The organism is Acetobacter senegalensis (genome assembly GCF_001499615.1).
GTDB lineage: Bacteria > Pseudomonadota > Alphaproteobacteria > Acetobacterales > Acetobacteraceae > Acetobacter > Acetobacter senegalensis.
Map to the genome: position 1 here is coordinate 1,112,370 of NZ_LN606600.1, position 21,580 is coordinate 1,133,949.

Genomic DNA, 21,580 nt, shown 5'->3' on the forward strand with positions numbered 1-21,580 from the left:
GACGCTATGAAAAAAGGCCCCTCCTGTTGCAGGAGGGGCCTTTTTACGTCTTACCTGATGAGAGAGGCAGCTTAGAACTGCGGCAGAGTGGTGGCGTCTTTCAGGTCCGCATTCAAACGATCCTTCTGCGCCTGCAATGCCTTCTGGGAATTTTCTCCCGCGTTAGTCCATTTGTTTTGTGCATTTGTCAGCTTGTTCTGCCATTTCTGACGGGTGGCTGCATCCGCGTTCTGCCACTTCTGCTGCGCATTCTTTTCCGTATCCGTCAGCTTGTTCTGCCATTTCTGGCGGGTGGCTTCATCCGCATTCTGCCACTTCTGCTGCGCGTTCTTTTCTGTGTCCGTCAGTTTGTTCTGCCATTTCTGGCGTGTTTCCTGACCGGCATTGTTCCATTTATCCCGCGCGTTCTGCTCGGTCTGCTTCAGGCTGTCGCGCTGGGCTTCCCATTTCTTGCGCGTTGCCTCGTCCGCATTGTTCCAGCTATCGCGGGCATTTTTCTCCGTGTTTTTCAGCGTATCACGCTGCGCCTGCCATTTCTGACGGGTTTCTTCACTGGCGTTGTTCCAGTTGGTGCGCGCCTGATTTTTGAGGGATTTGCCGCTGTTATTCAGATCAGAAGAAAATTGGTGCGTATCATCCTTGACAGAATTCCGGATATTGCCCCACCCCTGTTTAAGCTGTTCCTGCGTACAGGTTCCTATTGTTGCACACGGATCAGCATATGCGGTGGAAACTGAGGCCAATGCAGTTGCAAGAGGTAATCCCATAACGGCAATTTTTTGAATGAAACGCATGTATAATCCTTTCTTTTTCCTGATAGTCAGCAGGAAAATCTGTGCAGGTTTAGACATGCAATTTTGTCAAAAAATTGCCAGTTCTCTCCTCTAAACACGGCAATGCACCACCGGCATGGCTGACGTCTTTGTGTCTGGAGATCAATACCATATGTTTTCCCCCGTTTTACGCGCCATACGGGCCTCTTTTCGCAAAAGCCATGCGCCTGTGGCCTTCGCGGCCCTGCTGTGCCTTTCAACGGCTCCCGTGCTGACCCACGCAGCCCCAACCGCCGCCAAGACGGAAGCCGCACCCGCGCCAGAGGGGGCAAAAAATGCGCCTCCCACTTTTCAGGGGGCTGCGGCCCTGCTGCCGGATGATGCCGTAACCCACCACACGGACACATTTGCAGGCCGCAAGATTTCCTACACCGCACGGGCTGGCACGCTGGTTCTGCGTGATGATACCGGCAAGCCCACGGCCCGCATGTTCTATGTGGCCTATACGCAGGATGGTGCAGACCCCGCCCACCGGCCGGTCTCCTTTTTCTTCAACGGTGGTCCGGGCGCTGGCACGGCGTATTTGCATCTGGGGGCCGCCGGGCCGACCATGCTCTCCTTTCCTTCCGGCAACCCGACTGACGGTGCGAACGCCAAACTGGCTCTCAACCCGGATAGCTGGCTACCGCAGACAGACATGGTGTTTCTGGATGCACCGGGCACCGGCTGGTCTCTCCCCACTGACCCCAAAACAGCGGACAAGACCTTTTACGGCGTAAAACAGGACGCACGCGCCTTTGCCAAAACCATCCAGCTTTGGGCCAGCACCAACAAACGGCTGGCTTCCCCGCGCTATCTGGTCGGAGAAAGCTATGGCGGCATCCGCTCCATAGAAGTGGCCGAGGCGCTGGCCCAGCAGCAGAACCTGCTGGTGAACGGCATTGTCATGATCTCCCCCGCCCTGGACATGACCCTGCTTGATACCGCCGCCAATCCACTGGCATCTGCCCTCGTTCTGCCGTCCTATGAGGCGTCCCGCCTCGCCTTGCAGCACAAGCTCTCCCCAGAAAGCGCGGCGCACCAGTTGGATGAAGCCTATCACTACGCTTTGGGGGCGTATCTCTCCACGCTGATCAACACGCCCCCCACAGGAGACGCTGCCCGGGATTTTTATGAAGACGTAGCCACCCACACCGGCCTGCCGCAGGATGTGATCGCCAAGGAACGCGGCGCCCCCGACCCCGGCGCGCATGATGTCCGCAGCCGTGAGGGACGCCTGTATTCCCTGTATGATGGCACGCTCTCCATTGCGGATCCCTTCCCCGAAGGTGTGAGCAACAGTGACAGCCCGGACCCGGTTCTGGCCGGTTTTGGTCGTGCCTATGGCAGCGCGTTTGAACAGTACGCCGCCACGGCGCTGAACTTCCACACTGATCTGTCTTACAACCTGTTGAGCATGAAGGTGAACGGCGCATGGGATTTCCGTGGCGATGGAGAACCCATTGCACGGCAGATTCCCGTATTGCGCCGCCTGCTGGCCCTGAACCCTACGCTGCGCATCTTTATTGCCAACGGCTATTATGATCTGGCCTGCCCCTTTGCCAGTTCCCGCTGGGTGGCGGAGCACATTCCGGTGGGGCGCAACCGCATTGGCCTGCACCTGTATCCCGGTGGGCACATGCTCTACACCCGCCCGGAAACCCGCGCCGCACTGGCGCAGGATGTAAAGGCTTTCCTCTCTCCCTGACCATTTCTGTCTCTCGCAGACGCGGGAAACCGCCCTGTGCCTCCTACATTTCAGGGCTCAGGGCTCAGGGCTCAGGGCTCAGGGCTCAGGGCTCAGGGCTCAGGGCTCAGGGCTCAGGGCTCAGGGCTCAGGGCTCAGGGCTCAGGGCTCAGGGCTCAGGGCTCAGGGCTCAGGGCTCAGGGCTCAGGGCTCAGGGTGTGGCGATACGCCAGACTCTGACAAGGGTTTTCTCCTTTTTATTGAACGTTGTTTGAGAACCAGCCTTACAGGCTTGGCAAAAGAGTTCCGGGCTGGCCAAGGGGAAAAGATGCCCCCTACCCAGCCCTTGAAGCGCAGAGAAACCGCCGCTCCTGCCTATGTTCCGCTCACAGGCCCTTCCGAACGTGCCGCCATCCACCCCAACACGCCCGTATCTCCGCAATGAACGGCTAAGGGGCCTGTAGCAAAGAGAGAGGCACGGCATCGGCCATGTGACGGTATCCCTCGGCATTGGGGTGCAAATGGTCCCCGCTGTCATATGCCGAGAGCATATGGTCCGGGTGGGCCGGGTCACGTAAGGCGGCATCCATGTCCACCACGCCATCAAACGCGCGGCCTGTCCGAATCCATTGATTGACAGCCTGCCGTTTGGCTTCCCCGGCTGGTGAGTAATAGCCGGGGAAAATGGTACCAGCGAAAGGCGTCAATGTTGCGCCAATAACGCGCAAACCATGCTGATGGGCCCGCAGAACAAGCTGTTGCAGCCCGGCGATGAGATCTTCCGTGCTGACCGCCTGCTCCGCCAACCCCTGCGCGCCGGGATGCCCGATATCATTGATGGATTCCATGATGATCACCGTCCGCACACCGGGCACGGACAGCACATCACGATCAAACCGGGACACAGCGCTTGGGCCGCTTTCCGCCAAGGGCAGATCATGCTGCACGCGATTGCCGCTGATGCCTGCATTCACAACCGATACAGCCATTCCTGCCCGGATCAACCGTTGGCTGAGATCATCTGGCCAGCGCTGGTTGGCATCCACCGGAGAGCGCAGACCATCTGTAATGGAATCCCCAAGGGCGACGACTGCCTGCCCACCATGGCGCACCGCCAGCAAAGCACCGCGATTGAACTGGACACGCTGCACTGGCTGCCGGGAGGTTTTCAGCAAAGACGACCGCCTGAGGCTGCCAAAAGCGCGGTGCGGGACCATGCTCTAGCTGAAAAATGGGTGATTGAGGGCGTTTTCGGCTGGCTGGCCGCCGAGGCGATGCCCAGAACACAGCAATTGATCTGGCTTGTTTTGCCGGAAGAAGAATGCGTGAGAAATCTGGAATCCCGCCCTATCAAAAGCGGGGAAGATGATGCCTCCCGCTCAGCCCTGCTCCAATGGTGCCGGGAATATAGAACCCGCCAGAATGCCAACGCCTTTGCAGGCCATCAGGGCCTGTATGACCAGTTCACGGGCGAAAAACACATTCTTGGCAGCAGGCAGGAGATTGCCCGTTTCCTGTCGGAATTTCCCTGACGCGACTGTCAAAAACGGCAGACAAAGCAGGCGAGGACTATGTGACGCTGCAAAGGGGAAGATTTTATCGCCATGTCCTATGCCGTCCCATCAGAATGAAACAGCCCTCTTCACGCTCCAGCCAAAACAAAAAAGAGCGGCCAGACCGATCTGGCAGCCTTTTTGAACACTCATTTTGAAAGAACTACTGAGCGCCGCATTTCCCGAAGCGGAAACAGCCTCGTAAAACACCAAGCGGCCAGACTGCGCTGCTCCACAGGCACAAAAAAAGGCGGAAGAGGAAACCCTCTCCCGCCCTTTTCGGCGTTGCAAAAGCAGCGTTCCGGTAGATCAGCGCTTGCTGAACTGGAAGGAACGACGGGCTTTGGCGCGACCGTATTTCTTACGTTCAACCTGACGGGAGTCACGGGTCAGGAAGCCAGCAGCCTTCAGGATGCTGCGCAGGCCGGGTTCATAGTGCGTGAGCGCACGGCTGATGCCGTGACGGACAGCGCCAGCCTGACCGGACAGACCACCACCAACAACCGTGCAGACAACGTCAAACTGGTTGTAGCGGTCAGCCACAAGGAAAGGCTGGGTCAGCAGCATACGCAGCACGGGGCGGGCAAAGTAGGTGCCAACCGGGCGACCGTTAACCGTGATATCGCCTTTGCCGGGCTTGATCCATACGCGGGCCACGGCATCCTTACGGCGGCCGGTTGCGTAGGAGCGGCCCTGCGCATCGCGCTTGGCTTCATAAACAGGGGCTTCTGGAGCTGTGGGAACAACGCCCTTCAGATCAGCCAGCGTGCCTGTACGTTCCTGAGTTTCAGACATGTTGCTCAGCCTTTCTGCGCGTTAACAACGTTTTTGCGGTTCAGCGCCGCAACATCCAGCACCTGCGGCTTCTGGCCATCATGCGGATGGTTCGGGCCAGCATAAACATGCAGGCTGCGCATCTGTTCACGCTGCAGCGGGCCACGGGTGATCATGCGTTCAACAGCCTTCACCACAACGTGGTCAGGGTTCTTGCCACCCAGACGCTGCGCAATGGTGCGGGTCTTGATGCCGCCCGGATAACCGGTGTGGTAGTGGAACAGCTTCTGGCCAGCTTTGTTGCCCGTCAGCGCCACCTTTTCCGCGTTGATGACAACAACGTGGTCGCCACAATCAACATGCGGGGTGAACTGGGGTTTGTGCTTGCCGCGCAGACGGTTTGCGATGATGACGGCCAGACGACCAAGACCGAGGCCTTCGGCATCGATCAGGATCCAGTTCTTCGTCACCTCCGCGGGTTTCAGCGAGAGGGTGGTCTTCATAGAGTATGATTCCGTTAAGACTGTATGCTTAAAGATGCTGCCTTATGAGCATGCGTACCCGCTTCGTCAAGAGAAATTGGCGTTCATGACCGTTATTTCAACGGTTTTTCTTCAGGTAACATGTTACCGTATCCTGACTTGCTCTCCGCCCCCGCAGTGCACTAAAGGAGAAGAAGCGTTGAAGAGTTTCTTGTAAAAAACAGGCAGGATTTCCGGCTGGTGAAGAAAAAAGTTCTTGTAACTATAGGCAGTGTTGCCGCCGTTGCCTGCCTTGGCTGGCTGGCGGCCCGTCATGCCGAACATGTCATGCTGGACAAGAGCATTGACAGTTTCCGCCAGACTCTGGGCCCGGATGCCTCCTTCACCTATCAGAAAGCATGGCCCGGCCTGCTGGGCCGCAGCGTGAAGTTCACCGGTCTTGTCTTCCGGCAGGGGCCGGAAACCATTACGGCGGATGATGCGGAAATCTCCAAGATCGCCGCCGCTGGCGAGGATGCACGCCGAATCGGGCGGCTAACGTTCCGCAATTTCCAGTTGGCAGACCCGGCAGGCAGCCTGCATCTGGATACGCTGGCGCTGGACGATGTGACCATGCCCACCAAGGCGGACGAGCAGCACGGCACCCCGGCGCAGGCGCTTGAAATTCGCCATGCGGAAGCGGGCAAGCTGCATGGGTTTGTCAGCAGCCTGCAATCTGACCTCTCGGCCCGCTCTCTTATTGTAGATGATTACGGCCCCAACGAGGCCTCCCGCTTGGAAGCGCACGAAGCCGGGCTTTCAACCGATGTTGCGCCCCAACGCCATATCAAGGCGGCCTCCATCATTCTGGATGGGCTTGATCTGGCGGGGCTGTACGCCAGCCTTTCCTCCGGCACGCCCTATACCCAGCATAACGGCACGCGTGATATCCAGATTGAAAAGCTGAGCATCGATGGCACCACCCCGCTGCTGCGGGTTGGCGCGCTGCATTCTCACGCCACACGTACGGACGCGGATGAAAAGGAAGTCTCCAGCCTGCAGGGGCTGGAACTGTGGCCGGATGTGCCTAACCTCTCCATGCTGCCTGCGCTGGGCTATGACCGCTTTCGGGGGTCGCTGGTCCTGAACGACACGCATGACTTCAAGGCCTCCAAGCTGCATGTGGAAGAATTCAGTCTGGATGCGCCGGGCATGGGCCGCCTGCATCTGGATGGAGATTTCAGCCAGACCAGCACCACCACCCTGCTTTCTGCTGGCGCAGCAGACATGCAGGTGCAGAGCCTGAACATCACCTACACAGATCACGGGCTGGTGCCCCGCGTACTTGGGGCGGCAGCCAAGGCACGCGGCGTAAAGCCGGAAGAGCTGAGTGCCGCACTGCAGGCCCAACTGGCCCCGCAGGGATCAGACCCCAAGGCCGTCATGCCGCAGATTGCCACCTATCTGCGCCAGCCGGGCAAAGGACCTCTGACCATTACCATCCGGCCACCACAGCCCTTGCCGGTGATGGCTATTGCCGCTGCCATGAGCATGCTGACCACCACCCCCCAGATGGCCCAGCAGATTGGCCTGAGCATCAAGGCCCCATAAGCGAGGCCCAGGGAGACAAACGCCGTGAGCCAGCCCTCGGACGCAGAAAAGGCCGAAGGGCCAGCCTCTTCCCCGCAGCCACGACCGGCAACTGGGCAAGCGGGAGCACCCGGTCAGACAGGCAGCAGAGAGCCGGTGCATGTCATCGGTACCTCTGGCCGGTCTGGGCAGGCTGTCTATAAGGCACTCAGGGCACAGGGCACGCCTGTTGTGCCTCTTATCCGTAACCCGGCGTTTGCCTCCGGCCTGCCAGGAGCGCGCCTGATTGATCTGACGGGCCCCACAGACCAGCTTCGCGCTGCGTTGGCGGATGCCACGGCCATTGTCTGCACCGCCCATGCCCGGAACATTCCCGCCCTGCTGGCCGCAGCGCCCCCAAATGCCAAGCTGATCTGCCTTGGCAGCACCCGCAAGTTCACCCGCTGGCCAGATGCCCACGGGCAAGGCGTGTTACGGGGAGAAAAGGCGCTGATGGCGTCCGGCCGCACCGGCATTATCCTGCACCCCACCATGATTTATGGCGCACAGGGGGAAAATAATGTGCAGCGGCTGGCAGCCCTGCTGCGCTTTATGCCCGTTGTCCCGTTGCCTGCTGGCGGCAAGGCACTGGTGCAGCCCATCTGGCAGGGGGATGTCACGGCTTCCATTCTCGCCGCACTGGACGGTAACTGGCAGGGGCCGAAATCTCTGGTTATTGCCGGGGCACGCGCTATTTCCTACCGGCATTTCATTGAACTTGTCTGTCAGGCAGCCGGATTGAAGCCGCGCCCTGTCCTCCCCGTGCCGGCGGCCCTGCTTATGGCGTTAGCGCGCCTGACGCCCTTCCTGCCCGGCATCCCCCGCATTGACCCTGCGGAAATACGCCGCCTACTGGAAGACAAGAATTTTGACATCACTCCCATGGAAACCTTTCTGGGCATAAAGCCGGTTCCGCTGGAAGAAGGCTTGGCCACCTTATGGCCAACACCAGCCCCCTGATCTGCTCGAACTGCGTTCAAGGCAAAGGGTTTTCTAAAACACCTCGCCTAAGGATTGTTTGAAAACCCTGCTTGATCGGTCTGGTGGGTCTTTTGTGGTCGAATATGTTGGATACTCGTCCTGATGGCCCCGCATCGCGCCTTCAAATCCGCCTTTCCAGTCTCCGCCCCCCGTTACCTGCTGGCATCTGAGGGCTGAAAAAGCGGTTTCGCCGCCGTGGTATAATGTCATTAAGACGAAAAAATACCGTCTTCAGGCATAAAAAGGGAATATCACACAGATCTGGACTATTTTTGAACCGCCTTTTTAAAAATGAAACTCTACAAAGACTATTTTTGTGAAAGAGACACTCAGCATTGCGGTTGACGTAGCTTTATCCAACACCGCTCCATTTCCTGAAAAAATTCAGGAAACGCATTTCTTTTAAAAGCGCTTTCGCGGAACACAGCACAAAAAAGAAAAGCCGGACATTCCAGTGGAACATCCGGCCTTCTCACAGCATAATTCGGCCTTTAAACAGCCACCCTGCTTATTTCTGCATGATACGACGGTAGGTTTCTGTAGCGTCCTGTTTCACGTCATACGGTCCTGCGGCAAGGATTTGCAGTGTAAGCATGCTCACACCCTGCGTTGGCGCATCACCCAGCGGAAGAACGGCGTTACCGTTTGTCCAGCGCACGCCACCCTGCTCAAGACCATGCCAGCCGGACAGATCTGCATCGGTCAGATGCGTTGTTACCGGCTGCATCTGGTTGGCATGCAGCACCATCACGCTACCAACCAGCACCCCAAGCGTGCGGCGATCATCCACAAACGGGCCGATCACATCACACGGACGGCTTGCGCGCGAGACAAGGCGCACGGTGCTTACACCCGCAGGCACCATGAAGGACACCATCTGCCCTTTGGTCTGCCGCACCGGACGGATGAGGCTCCCTGCCTCAGTCAGCAAGGACAGTTCAGCGTCCTGCGTCAAATGCCGGTCCTGCGCGTCTGGTGCGGTGCCTGCCACCACACCTGCGCGCTCTGCCAACGCCCGGAACAGTGGCTCAACAAAATCAGCACGCACTTCCAGCGGGGCAGCGGCATCAGCCGCCCAGGTCTTTCCGCGAGAATGCAGGGACACAACATTGCTGTCAGACACAAAGGAAGAACGGTTTCCTGTATCCAGATAGCTTTCTGTCAAAACGCCATCTGCCACCAGCACGGAATGATCTTCCGTCTCAACGTGATAATACTCATAGGTGGTGAGGGTACGATCGTAAAAGATGCTTGTGCCGTTTACCAACATCCGCACAGGAACAAACCTGCCATCCATCAACAGACAATGTTCGGATGTTATCAGCATATCCTGATATGGCACGCCTTCTGCCAAAGCATCTTTCAGAACGCGTACAGGATAACCCGCTTCGTCATCAGGAAGACCGGCAGAGACAATTTTCCGGTTTTTACCAACCCAGACAACAGGCTTTTCACACTCACGCCCATCATGCTGAACCAGAAGCATATCCCCTTTGCGGATATCTTCCACAGATACGTCACCAGACACCGTGCGCAGCTTCACGCCCGTCAGGAAGCAGGCTGCCGGGGTAGTGTCTTCAATCAGCCAGCCGGTCGTACCATCCGTCACAATGGTTGTCTGGGCCGGGGGTGCATAACCGGCAGCCATGTTCACAGTTGGGTAGGTAATGCTTCGTCCGTTAGTCAGTTTGATAACCAACGTGTAGGAGCCATCATCATTTTTGGTGTAATTGGCTGAAGCTGGCTCGGAGGACGTACCCAGAATACCAAAATGCGTGTTGCCAGAAACATTGTTGATCACCGCGCCCTGCACGTTACCATCATTGTTGGCGTATCTGTCATTCACGTAAATGGTATTAACGGTATTGGGGTCCACGTTGATGGTTGCACTTTCCCCCCACAGATTGGCAAGAATGGTGCTGCCTTGCTGAAGGTTGACCGTACCGCCGCTGACTGTAATGGGGGTATCGGTGGTGCCCAGTGTGGCGTTGATCAGATTGACCGTGCCACCACCATTATTGACCTGCCCGTTATCAAAAACCACGTTGCCATCATTATTCATGATGGTCAGTGTGCCGGACTGCGAATTGACACCACCCAGTTCAACCTTGGCGGACGTATCGACAATAATCGTGCCGTAATTTTCAAAACCGGCAGACGCGAAAACATAGCCGTCACTACTGCCGTTCTGATAATTGGCCGTGATCTTTAAGGTGCTGTCCTGCCAGACGCTCAGGCTACGAAGCTGATTATAGTATGGCGCATTGACCACAACCGTACTCGGCGTTGTACTGCCCGAGTAACCAACATTAACATCCGCATTCTGTTCAGCCTGCGGAATGGCGGGAGAACCCGTGATGTCCTCGGTAGGGATACGGTTGTTGGAGCTATCATAAAGCGCCCAGTTGTTCGGATCAGACCAGTCTCCACCACTGGTCGGTCCAACCCAGCGCCAGGAACCATCATGCTCATGATAGTTGTGCCCGTCACTGCTTGCTGCAATGCCTGCGCCAGTCGTGTCAGTATCTGTCGCAATCTGGGCAAGGGTCTGGTGTGTGGTGTCATCCGTGTAGGAAGAGCCAGGAACCGTTGATTTATCTTCAATCAGCCAGCCTGTGGTGCCATCCGCCGCAATCTGGGCATGGGCAGGCGGGGTGTAGCCACTCGCCATGTTGACTGTGGGATAGGTAATGCTACGCCCATCCTCCAGGGAGATAACCAGCTTGTAGGACCCATCCGAATTCTGCGTGTAATCAGCAGCAACAGGTTCGGATGACGTACCCAGAATGCCAAAATGCGTGTTTTCCGAAACACCGTTGATGGTCGTGCCCTGCGCGTTACCATCATTGTTGGCGTATCTGTCATTCACATAAATGGTATTAACGGTGCTGGGGTCAACATTGATGGTTGTGCCCTCGCCCCACAGATTAGCCACCAGGGTGCTGTTCTGCTGAAGGTTGACCGTACCGCCGGCGACTGTGATGGGATTGGCAGTGGTACCCAATGAGGCATTGATCAGATTGATGGTGCCACCATTGTTCACCTGATCATTATCAAAAACCACGTTGCCATCATTGTTTTTAATGGTCAGCGTGCCGCCCTGCGAATTGATGCCGCCCAATTCAACCTTGGCGGCTGTATCGACAAGAATGGTGCCGTAGTTTTCAAAACCGGCAGTGGCGAAAACATAGCCGTTGGTATCACCATTCTGATAATTGGCGGTGATTTTCAGCGTGCTGTTCTGCCAGACGCTCAGGCTGCGGATCTGATTGTAATAAGGGGCGTTGACCACAACCGTCATAGGGGTTGTGTTGCCATAATACCCGACATTGGCGTCCGCGTTCTGCTCGCTCTGCGGTACGGCAGGAGACCCGGTAATGTCTGAAATGCTGTTACCGCGGGGGTCCTGAAGCTCCCAGTTCGCCGGGTCTGACCAGTCACCCCCCGTAGCCGGGCCTACCCATCGCCACGCATTGTCGTGCTGATGGAAATTGTGGCCGTCGCTGCTGTACTGAGACGTATCCCCGCCTGCTGCTGCGGCATCCGCCGCTATTTGTGCAAGCTCCTCGGGACTGACGGCGTTGTTGTTGGACATCGCGTGTTCTCCTGATTTGTCATCGCGAGTTTTTCCAACCCAACCGACGTCTAGCGACTCGAATGTTTTGAAAAAACTATCAGAAGAGTCATAAAGGGAAAAATTCATTAATCAAATGTTAATTAAAGATGTACAATTTACGAATATTATATGCGATGACTCGTTACGATAAATTTATTCAAATAATTAAAATATGGGATTTTCCATTCATACATTTTTTTCTCTTCTTATTTTCATATGTTCTGCAATTATTTATTTTCTATACTATAGAACAAATATTATTGAATATTAACAAACTAAATATTGCGTCATGTTCTGTTCATGTCAATTGAGGACGCAGAAACATCATCCATATTTTGAATGATATCGTGCCTCAGGAATCAGAGAACACAGGGGACTTTTATGCAAAAAGTTTATAAAAGATTTTGCACCGCTTCAGGCAATTTTTTCTTTTATTCTGTCCCGCAGGCCCAAAAACGGAAGGAAACAGTCCTTACGGCTGCATCATTTCCGGCTCAAAGGTCGGGTCTTTGCGGGGTGGCGGCACCAGACGCTGAATGTAGATTTTCTCATTCTGATTGGAGACCCACACACGGTTGTGGCGCAGAAAATCCGCCCCCAGCAGGGCTTCTCCCTCTGTCTGCATCGCACCTACAGCCAGAACAGGATTGATAAAAACCTCTTCCCCTATCTTCAATTGCTCAAAACGATGCAGACGAACCTGCAAGACGTTCCGGTCAATGCCTCTGGAAGGAAAAGAAACGTCGGTTTTCAGTTGTTCCTCATGCACACCGGCATGGTGCGCCTGCCGTGGCAGAATGACCGTCATGCTTGAACCACTATCCAGCACCGCATCAATCTTGTGGCCATTCAGTTCAAGCGGAACCTCGATATGTGATCGGCCTATCCGCTGAAAGGAGAGACTGGAAACCGGCCCGTCCCACATGGGGGTGGGAGAAGAACAGCCATTTGTCTGATAGAGATTAATGGTATGCGCGGGCAGATCAAACACGACCTCGTACGCTTTCAGAAAATCTCCGCCGAACAGACCCACAACAGGCACGGTGTTGATGTACCCGAACACACGAGGGGTATCGACCAGCACCACGTTCCGCGCTTTGGCGGAGCCCAGCCCCATGGAAGGAACCTGAAACAGGGAGGACTGAACAAGACCACCCACACCCTGAATGGATACATCGCCTGAAAGTGCTGTCAGTTTGTAATCGTGCGCCGCCTTGCGCGAGACCATGGAGACACTGGCCCCGGTATCCACAATCATCGCGGCTTTCTGGCCGTTGAGTGTGACTTCCACAATAGGAGAACCGGTGGCGTTCAGCACCGGCAACGTGCCAAGCGTTGCCACCTGACACCCGGCGGGGGTTTGCGCGCACCCTGCCACGCTCGCCATAAGGGCCAGATAAACTGCCCGAAGCGTCTGCTTCATTCCCGCTCTCCTTCTCTATGGAGCGGGAATGAGAAACCTGTTTCTCAGCCGCCCTTTCTGGCAGCGCCCCCACGGGGGCGCACAGCCGGAAGCATCTCTCCGGTTACCGCGTAATAGACACGCTCCGCAATGTTGGTGGCGTGATCCCCAATACGCTCCAGATTCTTGGCCACAAACAGCAGGTGAATACAGGGGCCGATCTTGCGCGGATCTTCCATCATGTACGTTACAAGTTCACGGAACATGGTTGTGTAGAGTTCGTCTACCACCGTATCCGCATTCCAGACTTCCATGGCGCGGGTGCTGTCATTCTTGGCCATGGCCTCGATGGCCTTGTTCAGGTTTTCCTGCACAAGGCGACCCATGCTGCGGAGCGCCCCGAAAGACAACGCACCATCCAGCGGTTCCACCTTCATGGCGCGCCGGGCGATGCTTGAGGCATAATCCCCAATGCGTTCCAGATCACCGGTTATTTTCAGCACGGCCACAATCAGGCGCAGATCAACCGCCATGGGCGCGCGCAGGGCCAGAATACGGATGGCCAGACTCTCGGCATCCCGTTCCAGCGCGTCCACCTCAACATCCAGTTCAGGTGGCTCTACTGCGGCTTCTTCATTCTGATCCACCACAGCGGCAATGGCCTGTGCGGTCTGGCGTTCCACAAGGCCGCCCATCCGGGCCACAATACCCCGCAGGCGGTCCAGTTCCTGATCATAGCGGGTGACGGTATGTGCGGGTTCGTTTCCCATCGGTCTGCCCTCCCTGTTCAGCCAAAGCGGCCGGTAATGTAGTCCTGTGTGCGGCTTTCACGCGGGTTGGTGAACATGCGGGCTGTGCTGTCCACTTCCACCAGTTCCCCCAGATAGAAAAACGCAACCTGATCAGCACAACGCGCAGCCTGCTGCATATTGTGCGTTACAATCGCAATAGTGAACTCGGTTTTCAGTTCATCAAGCAGTTCTTCAATGCGGGCGGTAGAAACCGGATCAAGCGCTGATGTGGGTTCATCAAGCAAAATCACTTCCGGGCGGGTGGCAATGGTACGGGCAATGCACAACCGCTGCTGCTGGCCGCCAGACATGGCGGTAGCGGAAGCCTGAAGGCGGTCTTTCACTTCCCCCCACAGCGCCACGCGGCGCAGGGCATCTTCTACCCGGCCATCCATTTCAGACCGGCTGACGCGTTCATGCAGGCGGATACCAAAAGCAATGTTGTCATAAATGGACATGGGGAACGGCGTTGGTTTCTGAAACACCATGCCAATGCGAGACCGCAGCAGGTTGAGATCAACCCCCGGCGCCAGAATGTTCTGACCATCATACAGCACTTCCCCGGTAGCCTTCTGGCCGGGGTAGAGATCATACATACGGTTGAGCACACGCAGCAGGGTGGATTTGCCACAGCCGGAAGGCCCGATCATGCCTGTTACGCTACGTTCGGGAAAATCGAGCGAGATATCATGCAGCGCGCGGGTTTTGCCGTAATAGAAGTCCAGATTCCGCACCTGAATGGCCAGCGGACGCGATGCCTCCGCCACATCCTGCCCTGCCGTGATCGTATCCGCCTGCATGGGGCTGCTCCTGGTGTCTCCGTTCATGTCCGTCCTCCGCGGATGCCCACCCGCACCACAATATTGATAATCAGAACACCCATTGTCACCAGAAGCGCGCCGGTCCACGCCTGCTGCATCCAGTCCTGATAGGCGGAGCCCGCATACTGGTAGATGGCAACGGGCAGGCTGGCCATGGGCCGCTGCATGTCCAGAGACCACTCGGAATTCCCCAGCGAGGTAAACAGCAGCGGCGCCGTTTCACCCGCCACGCGGGCTATGGCCAGCAGCACACCCGTCATGATCCCGCCCCGTGCGGCCCGCACGCAGATAAACAGGGTGACACGCCATTTTGGTGCGCCAAGTGCAATGCCCGCCTCACGCATGGCAACAGGCACCAGCCGCAACATGTCTTCCGTGGTACGCACCATGATGGGCATGGCCAGAATGGCCAGCGCCACAGAGCCCGCATAACCAGAGAAATGCCCCAGCGGCGCCACCAGAACCATGTAGATGAACAGGCCGATCAGAATGGACGGGGCGGACAGCAGCATGTCTGATACAAAACGCACGGTACGGGCCAGTGCACTGTCAGCCCCATATTCCGCCAGATAGATGCCGGTCAGCAGCCCTGCGGGCGCGCCCAGCAGAATGGCCAGCCCTGTCTGCAACAGGCTGCCAACAATGGCGTTGGCCAGCCCCCCGCCCGCACCCGGTGCGCCCATGGAGTGGGTAAACAGGGTGAGAGACAGACCCGGCAGGCCGTTTTTGATCAGTGTCCACAAAATGGAGCCGAGCACGAACACCACAATAAAGGTGGCGCACCAACTCATGCCCGTGGCCAGATGGTCCATCACCCGGCGCTGCACTGCGCGGGAGCGGGATTTTCCGGAAACCGGACGGGTAAGGCTTTGCGGGCTCATGAGCGCTTCCCTGCCTGTGCTTCTCCTCGCGCCAGCAGAACACGGGAGCACCAGAGTGTGACAAAGGAAATGGCCATCAGAATAGCCCCCAGCGCCATGAGAGACGCCAGCTTGAGGCTACCGGCCGGGCTTTCCGGAAATTCCAACGCAATAAGGGAAGCAATGGTGTTGGCAGGCGCAAACAGGGACCAGCCAATGTGGTTACTATCCCCGATCACAAAGGTCACGGCCATGGTTTCCCCCATCGCGCGGCCCATGCCCAGCACAATGCCACCCACAACGCCTTGGCGGGACCATGGCAGCACCACCTGGCGCATCACTTCCCATCGGGTGGCGCCCAGCCCATAGGCGCTCTCACGCAGTACGGTCGGCATGGAGGTAAACACGTCACGCATGACGGCGGTAATGGAGGGCATGATCATGATGGCAAGCACCAGCCCCGCCGTCAGCAGCCCTGTGCCAAACGGCGCGCCGGAAACCAGCGCAGACAGGCCGGGCACATGCCCGAACAGATGCCGCGCCATGGGCTGCACGTAATGCGCCATGGGGGGCACCAGCACAAAGAACCCCCACATGCCGAAAATGATGGAGGGCACAGCCGCCAGAAGCTGCACGGCCATGCCAATAACAGAAGCGAGCATTGGCGGCGCAAGCGCAGTCAGCCAGAAGGCGGTGCCAAATGCCAGCGGCACGGCAATAATCAGGCCAAGCGCACTGCTGGCCAGGGTGCCAAAAACCGGAGCCGCCGCCCCGAAATGCTGTGTAACGGGATTCCAGACTGCCGTGATCAGAAAACGGAGGCCAAACGCCTTGAACGCAGGTATCCCGCCAATGCTCATGACAGCAATAATCGCCCCCAGCACCAGCAGGACGCCAATGCCTGTTGCGACCACCAGCGCCTTGAAGAGAGGGTCCCCCGTAAACCGCGTGCCAGCGCGGGGTTTCACGCCATCCACTGGGACGGGCTGCGTTGCGGATACGTTCATCTGCACTCCGTTCCGATCTGCAATCGGGCGATGCGAGCAATACTGAACCGCCCGCCCTCCTGCAACCACAGGAGCACGGAAAGCCAGATAAAGTCTCATTTTGTCATGAAACTGTAGTATTTACGGCGCACGCTGCCCACATGCACAGATGCCACCTGACAGAAACGCCTTTCTGCCGTATAAGGTGCGCCCCATATGCTGGCCCCCTGCCACGCATTTCTCCTGATATCGTCCTCTCCCTGATATCAGAGCCCTGTGAACCATGACCAGAGAGACCCGCAATAATGGCCGGTTATCGCTCCCGCACCACCACCCACGGCCGCAACATGGCAGGCGCGCGCAGCCTGTGGCGCGCTACAGGCATGAAGGATTCAGACTTCGGCAAACCTATCATTGCCGTCGCCAACTCCTTCACCCAGTTTGTGCCCGGCCATGTTCACCTTAAAGACCTAGGCCAGCTTGTGTGCGAGTCCATTGCGGAAGCAGGCGGTATTGGCCGTGAATTCAACACCATTGCGGTGGATGATGGCATTGCCATGGGTCATGGCGGCATGCTGTACAGCCTGCCCTCCCGCGAACTGATTGCCGATGCCGTTGAATATATGGTCAACGCCCACTGCGCGGATGCGCTGGTGTGCATCAGCAACTGCGACAAAATTACCCCCGGCATGCTGATGGCCGCCATGCGGCTAAACATTCCCACCATTTTTGTTTCTGGTGGGCCGATGGAAGCCGGGCGTGTCACGCTGAACGATATTGAACAGCGCGCGGACCTTGTGACCTCCATGGTGGCTGCGGCCAACCCGAGCGTGAGTGAAGCGGATTCGGAAACCATTGAACGGTCCGCCTGCCCCACCTGCGGCTCCTGCTCCGGCATGTTCACTGCCAACTCCATGAACTGCCTGACCGAGGCACTGGGCCTGTCCCTGCCCGGCAATGGCAGCCTTGTGGCCACTCACTCCGCCCGGCGTGAGCTGTTTGTGGAAGCTGGCCGCCGCATTGTGGATCTTGCCCGCCGCCATTACGAGCAGGAAGACGCCAGCGTGCTGCCCCGCAGCATTGCCACCATGCAGGCGTTTGAAAACGCAATGTCAGTCGATATTGCCATGGGTGGTTCAACCAACACTGTGCTGCATCTTCTGGCAGCCGCGCATGAAGGCAATGTGCCCTTCACCATGAAGGACATTGACCAGCTTTCCCGTCGGGTGCCCAACCTGTGCAAAGTCTCTCCTTCCCGCCCGGATGTGCATATGGAAGATGTGCACCGCGCTGGCGGTATTCCCGCCATTATGGGTGAACTGGACCGGCTGGGCCTGCTGCATAACGATATCCCGATGGTCCACGCCACCTCCGTTACGGACGCGCTGGCCAAGTGGGATATCCGCGCGGCCGATGGTGCACCAAAGCCGGAAGCGGAAACCTTCTTCCGCTCCGCACCGGGGGGTATCCGCACGACGCAGGCGTTCTCGCAGTCCAGCGTGTACAAGGAACTGGACAAGGACCAGAGCACAGGTGCCATCCGTGATGCAGCCCACGCCTATAGCAAGGATGGCGGGCTGGCCGTGCTGTACGGCAACATTGCCGAAGACGGCGCGATTGTGAAAACCGCCGGGGTGGCTGCCGGGCTTGAAACGTTCTCTGGCCCTGCCCGCATATTTGAAAGCCAGGATGCGGCTGTTTCCGCCATTCTGGGTGACAAAATCAAACCCGGTGATGTGGTGCTGATCCGTTATGAAGGCCCCAAGGGTGGTCCCGGCATGCAGGAAATGCTCTACCCCACCAGCTATCTGAAATCCAAAGGGCTGGCAGAAAAATGCGCCCTGATTACAGACGGCCGCTTCTCTGGCGGAAGCTCTGGCCTTTCCATTGGCCATATCTCGCCTGAAGCAGGGGAAGGTGGCACCATCGGGCTGGTGGAAGAAGGTGATATTATTGAAATTGATATCCCCAACCGTCGTCTGGCCGTAGCCGTTGCAGACAGCGAACTTTCCGCACGCCGCGAAAAGATGGATGACAAGGGCGATCAGGCTTGGCAGCCGCAGCGTGACCGCGTTGTCTCCAATGCGCTCAAGGCCTATGCTGCCCTGACCACCAGCGCTGCACGGGGTGCTGTACGCGATGTCAGCCAGTTGACACGCCGCACTCCCCGCTGACGCAAAAAACGCCATGCTATAAAAAACCGGGCCTTTCGCCCGGTTTTTTTATGCACGCGCCCCGATATGCAAGAAATCTGAGAAGTCTGATGGAGGGTTCGCAAACCCCCGTTCAGATTTTTCCGCGTGTTGACTTATCACTGCGTTATGCGTCCCACTATCAGGGACGAAGGGTGTTCGGCCCCTTCAGAGTATCAACGCGGCCCGAACATTGTTGATCACGGAAGACGGACAGGTGTTTTCCGGTTTTGCACATGACAGACTTTATACGCGCCAGTCGGACTGCTTTCTGAAACGCTATCGCTTTAGCCGCGACCGGAAACGACCGTTCAGCGGCCTTTCCAGAGCCAGAGAATGAACAATGGCAGGAAGAAATAAGCCGCAACAGCCACAATCAGAATACGCAAAACGTAGGTAAGTTCTATGTGCAGGCCAAACCGGCAGATGAGGTTGGCCAGACCAAGCGTACACCCCACGCACACAAAACCAAACAGATTGGCCAGAAAAGAGCGGCCATCATTCACCTGTTCCAGCTTTTCCAGAAAAGCAGAGCCTGACCTGTTTTGAGAGTTCATACGCTGTTCTTCCTTCTGGCTGGAAAAGAAAGCGCATGGCTGCGGGAGCAGAAAACGCCACCCCACAGACAATACGCCTTGAAAAACCAGATCAGAAGGTGGTCAGGTTGCCCTGCTTCACCCTCTGATCTTGGCCCTATGCCTGACGGCTGGTGTCTTTATTGCGCCGGAGCAACAGGAGCAGTCGGAACCGTAGCGGGCTGCGGGGCTGTGGCAGGCACCGGAGCACCCGGTGCGGATGTTGCACCCGCAGCGGCTGCGGCATTCGCTGCGTCCTGAGCGGCTTCCGTCTGTTCGTTCAGGATGACGTAGGAGATGGATTCCATACGGGTGATATCAATCACATCACCCACCTTCAGTGTTTTCAGGAAATCCTGCATGGCCTGCGTGCGCAGAACCGCAACGTGGGAGGACCCATCTTCCGTGGAGAAGGAAACGGTGTGGGTTGGCAGATCAATGCTGTCAATCTTGGCGCGTTCGCGGCGGAAAGACGCAATCACACCACGCGGATGGCCATGCACGTATCCGCGTGCGGTGGTCAGCGTGGATTCCGGCAGCGGGCTGCCCGGAGGAGCCAGATCAGCGCCCAGCGTTTCCACAAAGGAGATGCTCAGCTTGTCGCCTGCGTTTACATGCGGCAGATCACGCACGGCGGAGCCATATTCAATGGTGATCAGATGCCCGTTGGCTTCACGCAGCAGCAGTTCACGCGCATCGTGATCGACTGTTTCCACCACAGCCTTGGCAGACTGATGTTTGAGAAGCACAGAAGCCTGCGCGTGCGCTTCTGAAGGCAGACCTGCAACCACCCCGCCCAAGGCGAGGGCGCATACCGCCGCGGAACCGGCAGCCAGAGAAGCGAGACGAGAAACAACAGGATGCAACGCCCTTATCCTTTCTGAAATCAGTCTGAAAAACGCGGGGCTTCAGACAGCAGTTATTTGGGTAATCTGATACAGCGCTCCCACCATAACACAACCCGCCAGCTTCGCATTGCTCTGCCTCAAGAAGCGCGTTCTTGGCAGGCAAGGCTCTCCGGCCAGACAGGCGGGCCTCCGCGCTGCAAACAGGCGCGCTGTGCCAATCCCCCGGCGCGCGCCCTTTCCCATGTGAAGGTTGATGGAAAAAAGCCTGTTCAGGCCCCGACTATTTTCTTGACCTCGTTGATCACCTGAACGCCCGTAATCAGCCGTGAGCACTCAAACTGGCGGGGTGTATTCTCATGCCGGGGGCACCACAGGAAATTGTGATGGTCAAACCGCACCTGCACATCATTCCAGCAGGAATTGCAGGTGTGCCAGTTGATCACCCGGTAAGGCGTTGAAAATTCGTTGGTGGGATGCGTAAAGCCGGAGACCAGCACAACCTTCGTGCCCGCCGCCCAAGCCAGCCACGCCAGCCCGGAACTGGTGCCAATAAAGGCCGCTGCGTGCCTTAACCAGCGGGCCCGTTCTGCCAGAGGGCGATTCCCGGTCTGATCTTCCGCTCCGTGGGGGATATGGTTCCAGACGATCCCGGCTCCATGCACCGGTTTCTGGTCAATACAGATAACCCGGTAGCCTTTCCCTTTCAGAAAAGAGATTACCTCATGCCATCCGGTGGGGTTATTCCAGTATTTGCACTGGGTACTGGCCTGCACGGCAATACAGACGTAAGGCTCCGGGATGGGCCTGCTTTCATCCTGCAACGCCAGACAGGGGGCTTCCTCCTCGGGTGACACCCCCAGAATATAGGCGGCTGTGCGGTGCAGGCCGACAAAACGAAAATCCGTGGGCTGCTGAACACATTCCGCATCATCAAAAAACAGGCCGATGCAGTAGGTGGCGTAAGCCTTGCTGCATACGCCCTCCTTTCGGGCATCCTCGGGTGTTATCAATCGCAGGGTGGGATAGGCATCTTTCAGAAGTGGCAGAATCAGGCCGGAAAGCAGGCATGTCACCCGTGCCCCACGCTCTTCCGCAAAGCGCGCCACGTAGGGAAACCACGCCAGTGTGTCCCCCAACGTGCCAACCGGCAACTGAATGATCACCTCCTGATCACGGGCATTATATTCATGCTGGAAAACAAGGGTTTCCTCGCCTGCCGCGTTGATATCCACCACTTCCACACCAAAGCGCACGTAATAGCGCTTGGCGGAAGAAATGAAGGCCCCCGTGTTTTCATTTTGAAAAAGAATGTTCGCGGTATCCAGATCCCGCAACGTGACCCGCCATTTACCTTCCTGCCGTTGCGGCAGCAGAATGCGTGCACCACAATTGAAATCATAAAAAATACCGTTGCCGCCATCCAGAACCGGTTTTTCGGCAGGTGCGACATAGGCAGGCGGTGCTTTGGCTTTTTCTTCCGGCTTTGCGCCCTGCGGCGCAGCGGCTGCGGAGGAAATCTCTTCCCCTTTACCGGACAGACCCTGTTCAGCTGTTTCGATTACGGTCACGTCTTTCTCCTGAACAATGGGTCT

General features: G+C 57.2%; 18 protein-coding genes. 5 read left to right on the forward strand and 13 right to left on the reverse strand.

The annotated features are described in order from the left end of the window. Positions 1-71: 71 nt before the first annotated feature. Complete coding sequence (locus ASN_RS04910) at positions 72-794, reverse strand: hypothetical protein (protein WP_058987388.1); 723 nt, start codon at positions 792-794, stop codon at positions 72-74. Positions 795-945: 151 nt separating this feature from the next. On the opposite strand from ASN_RS04910, the gene ASN_RS04915 reads away from it, so the two are divergent. After that, entirely contained in the window at positions 946-2,520 is a 1,575-nt protein-coding gene (locus ASN_RS04915) for a S10 family peptidase (protein ID WP_058987389.1), read from the forward strand. Positions 2,521-2,948: 428 nt separating this feature from the next. On the opposite strand, the gene ASN_RS04920 is transcribed toward ASN_RS04915, so the two are convergent. Continuing rightward, a complete protein-coding gene (locus tag ASN_RS04920; protein ID WP_231948385.1) occupies positions 2,949-3,674 on the reverse strand; it encodes an SGNH/GDSL hydrolase family protein in 726 nt (241 codons plus the stop codon). A gap of 60 nt (positions 3,675-3,734) precedes the next feature. Between ASN_RS04920 and ASN_RS04925 the strand changes: the two genes are divergently transcribed. Beyond that, positions 3,735-4,031, forward strand: a complete 297-nt coding sequence (locus tag ASN_RS04925) for a hypothetical protein (protein ID WP_167541293.1) — start codon at positions 3,735-3,737, stop codon at positions 4,029-4,031. 330 nt (positions 4,032-4,361) lie between these two features. Here ASN_RS04925 and rpsI read toward each other — a convergent pair whose 3' ends face one another. Together rpsI and rplM are read right to left on the reverse strand one after the other, a co-directional pair. Next, on the reverse strand, positions 4,362-4,847 hold the full coding sequence (gene rpsI, locus ASN_RS04930; RefSeq protein WP_006560058.1) for a 30S ribosomal protein S9: 486 nt from the start codon (positions 4,845-4,847) through the stop codon (positions 4,362-4,364). A 5-nt stretch (positions 4,848-4,852) separates the two neighbouring features. Continuing rightward, positions 4,853-5,329 (reverse strand): 50S ribosomal protein L13, encoded by a 477-nt coding sequence (gene rplM, locus ASN_RS04935; protein WP_006560057.1) that lies wholly within the window; start codon positions 5,327-5,329, stop codon positions 4,853-4,855. Between the two features lie 219 nt (positions 5,330-5,548). Here rplM and ASN_RS04940 point away from each other — a divergent pair, with 219 nt between their 5' ends. After that, the gene (locus tag ASN_RS04940) at positions 5,549-6,898 is read left to right on the forward strand and encodes a hypothetical protein (protein WP_058987391.1); all 1,350 of its coding nucleotides are present in this window, start codon (positions 5,549-5,551) and stop codon (positions 6,896-6,898) included. A gap of 135 nt (positions 6,899-7,033) precedes the next feature. Further along, positions 7,034-7,876 carry an SDR family oxidoreductase gene (locus ASN_RS04945; RefSeq protein WP_058989131.1) on the forward strand — a complete coding sequence of 281 codons (843 nt, stop codon included), beginning with the start codon at positions 7,034-7,036 and terminating at the stop codon, positions 7,874-7,876. A gap of 529 nt (positions 7,877-8,405) precedes the next feature. Here ASN_RS04945 and ASN_RS04950 read toward each other — a convergent pair. From ASN_RS04950 to pstC, 6 genes are all read right to left on the reverse strand, one after another. After that, on the reverse strand, positions 8,406-11,492 hold the full coding sequence (locus ASN_RS04950) for a Hint domain-containing protein (protein WP_082666582.1): 3,087 nt from the start codon (positions 11,490-11,492) through the stop codon (positions 8,406-8,408). 493 nt (positions 11,493-11,985) lie between these two features. Beyond that, positions 11,986-12,936 (reverse strand): retroviral-like aspartic protease family protein, encoded by a 951-nt coding sequence (locus ASN_RS04955; RefSeq protein WP_058987392.1) that lies wholly within the window; start codon positions 12,934-12,936, stop codon positions 11,986-11,988. 44 nt (positions 12,937-12,980) lie between these two features. Continuing rightward, a complete protein-coding gene (gene phoU, locus ASN_RS04960) occupies positions 12,981-13,685 on the reverse strand; it encodes a phosphate signaling complex protein PhoU (RefSeq protein ID WP_006560290.1) in 705 nt (234 codons plus the stop codon). A gap of 17 nt (positions 13,686-13,702) precedes the next feature. Next, the gene (gene pstB / locus ASN_RS04965; RefSeq protein WP_058987393.1) at positions 13,703-14,506 is read right to left on the reverse strand and encodes a phosphate ABC transporter ATP-binding protein PstB; all 804 of its coding nucleotides are present in this window, start codon (positions 14,504-14,506) and stop codon (positions 13,703-13,705) included. Positions 14,507-14,529: 23 nt separating this feature from the next. Further along, a complete protein-coding gene (gene pstA / locus ASN_RS04970) occupies positions 14,530-15,408 on the reverse strand; it encodes a phosphate ABC transporter permease PstA (protein WP_006559568.1) in 879 nt (292 codons plus the stop codon). After that, positions 15,405-16,394 (reverse strand): phosphate ABC transporter permease subunit PstC, encoded by a 990-nt coding sequence (gene pstC, locus ASN_RS04975; RefSeq protein ID WP_039905138.1) that lies wholly within the window; start codon positions 16,392-16,394, stop codon positions 15,405-15,407. Before pstC ends, pstA begins: the two co-directional genes overlap by 4 nt. A gap of 284 nt (positions 16,395-16,678) precedes the next feature. Between pstC and ilvD the strand changes: the two genes are divergently transcribed. Then, positions 16,679-18,547, forward strand: coding sequence for a dihydroxy-acid dehydratase (gene ilvD, locus ASN_RS04980; protein ID WP_058987394.1), 1,869 nt, complete (start codon positions 16,679-16,681; stop codon positions 18,545-18,547). A gap of 329 nt (positions 18,548-18,876) precedes the next feature. Here ilvD and ASN_RS04985 read toward each other — a convergent pair whose 3' ends face one another. From ASN_RS04985 to ASN_RS05000, 3 genes are all read right to left on the reverse strand, one after another. Next, positions 18,877-19,122: a hypothetical protein gene (locus ASN_RS04985; protein ID WP_006559571.1), complete on the reverse strand. Its 246-nt coding sequence runs from the start codon at positions 19,120-19,122 to the stop codon at positions 18,877-18,879. A 158-nt stretch (positions 19,123-19,280) separates the two neighbouring features. Continuing rightward, positions 19,281-20,006: a hypothetical protein gene (locus ASN_RS04990; protein ID WP_006559572.1), complete on the reverse strand. Its 726-nt coding sequence runs from the start codon at positions 20,004-20,006 to the stop codon at positions 19,281-19,283. 251 nt (positions 20,007-20,257) lie between these two features. Then, positions 20,258-21,505, reverse strand: coding sequence for an autotransporter strand-loop-strand O-heptosyltransferase (locus ASN_RS05000; RefSeq protein WP_407922299.1), 1,248 nt, complete (start codon positions 21,503-21,505; stop codon positions 20,258-20,260). Between the last annotated feature and the right edge of the window lie 75 nt (positions 21,506-21,580).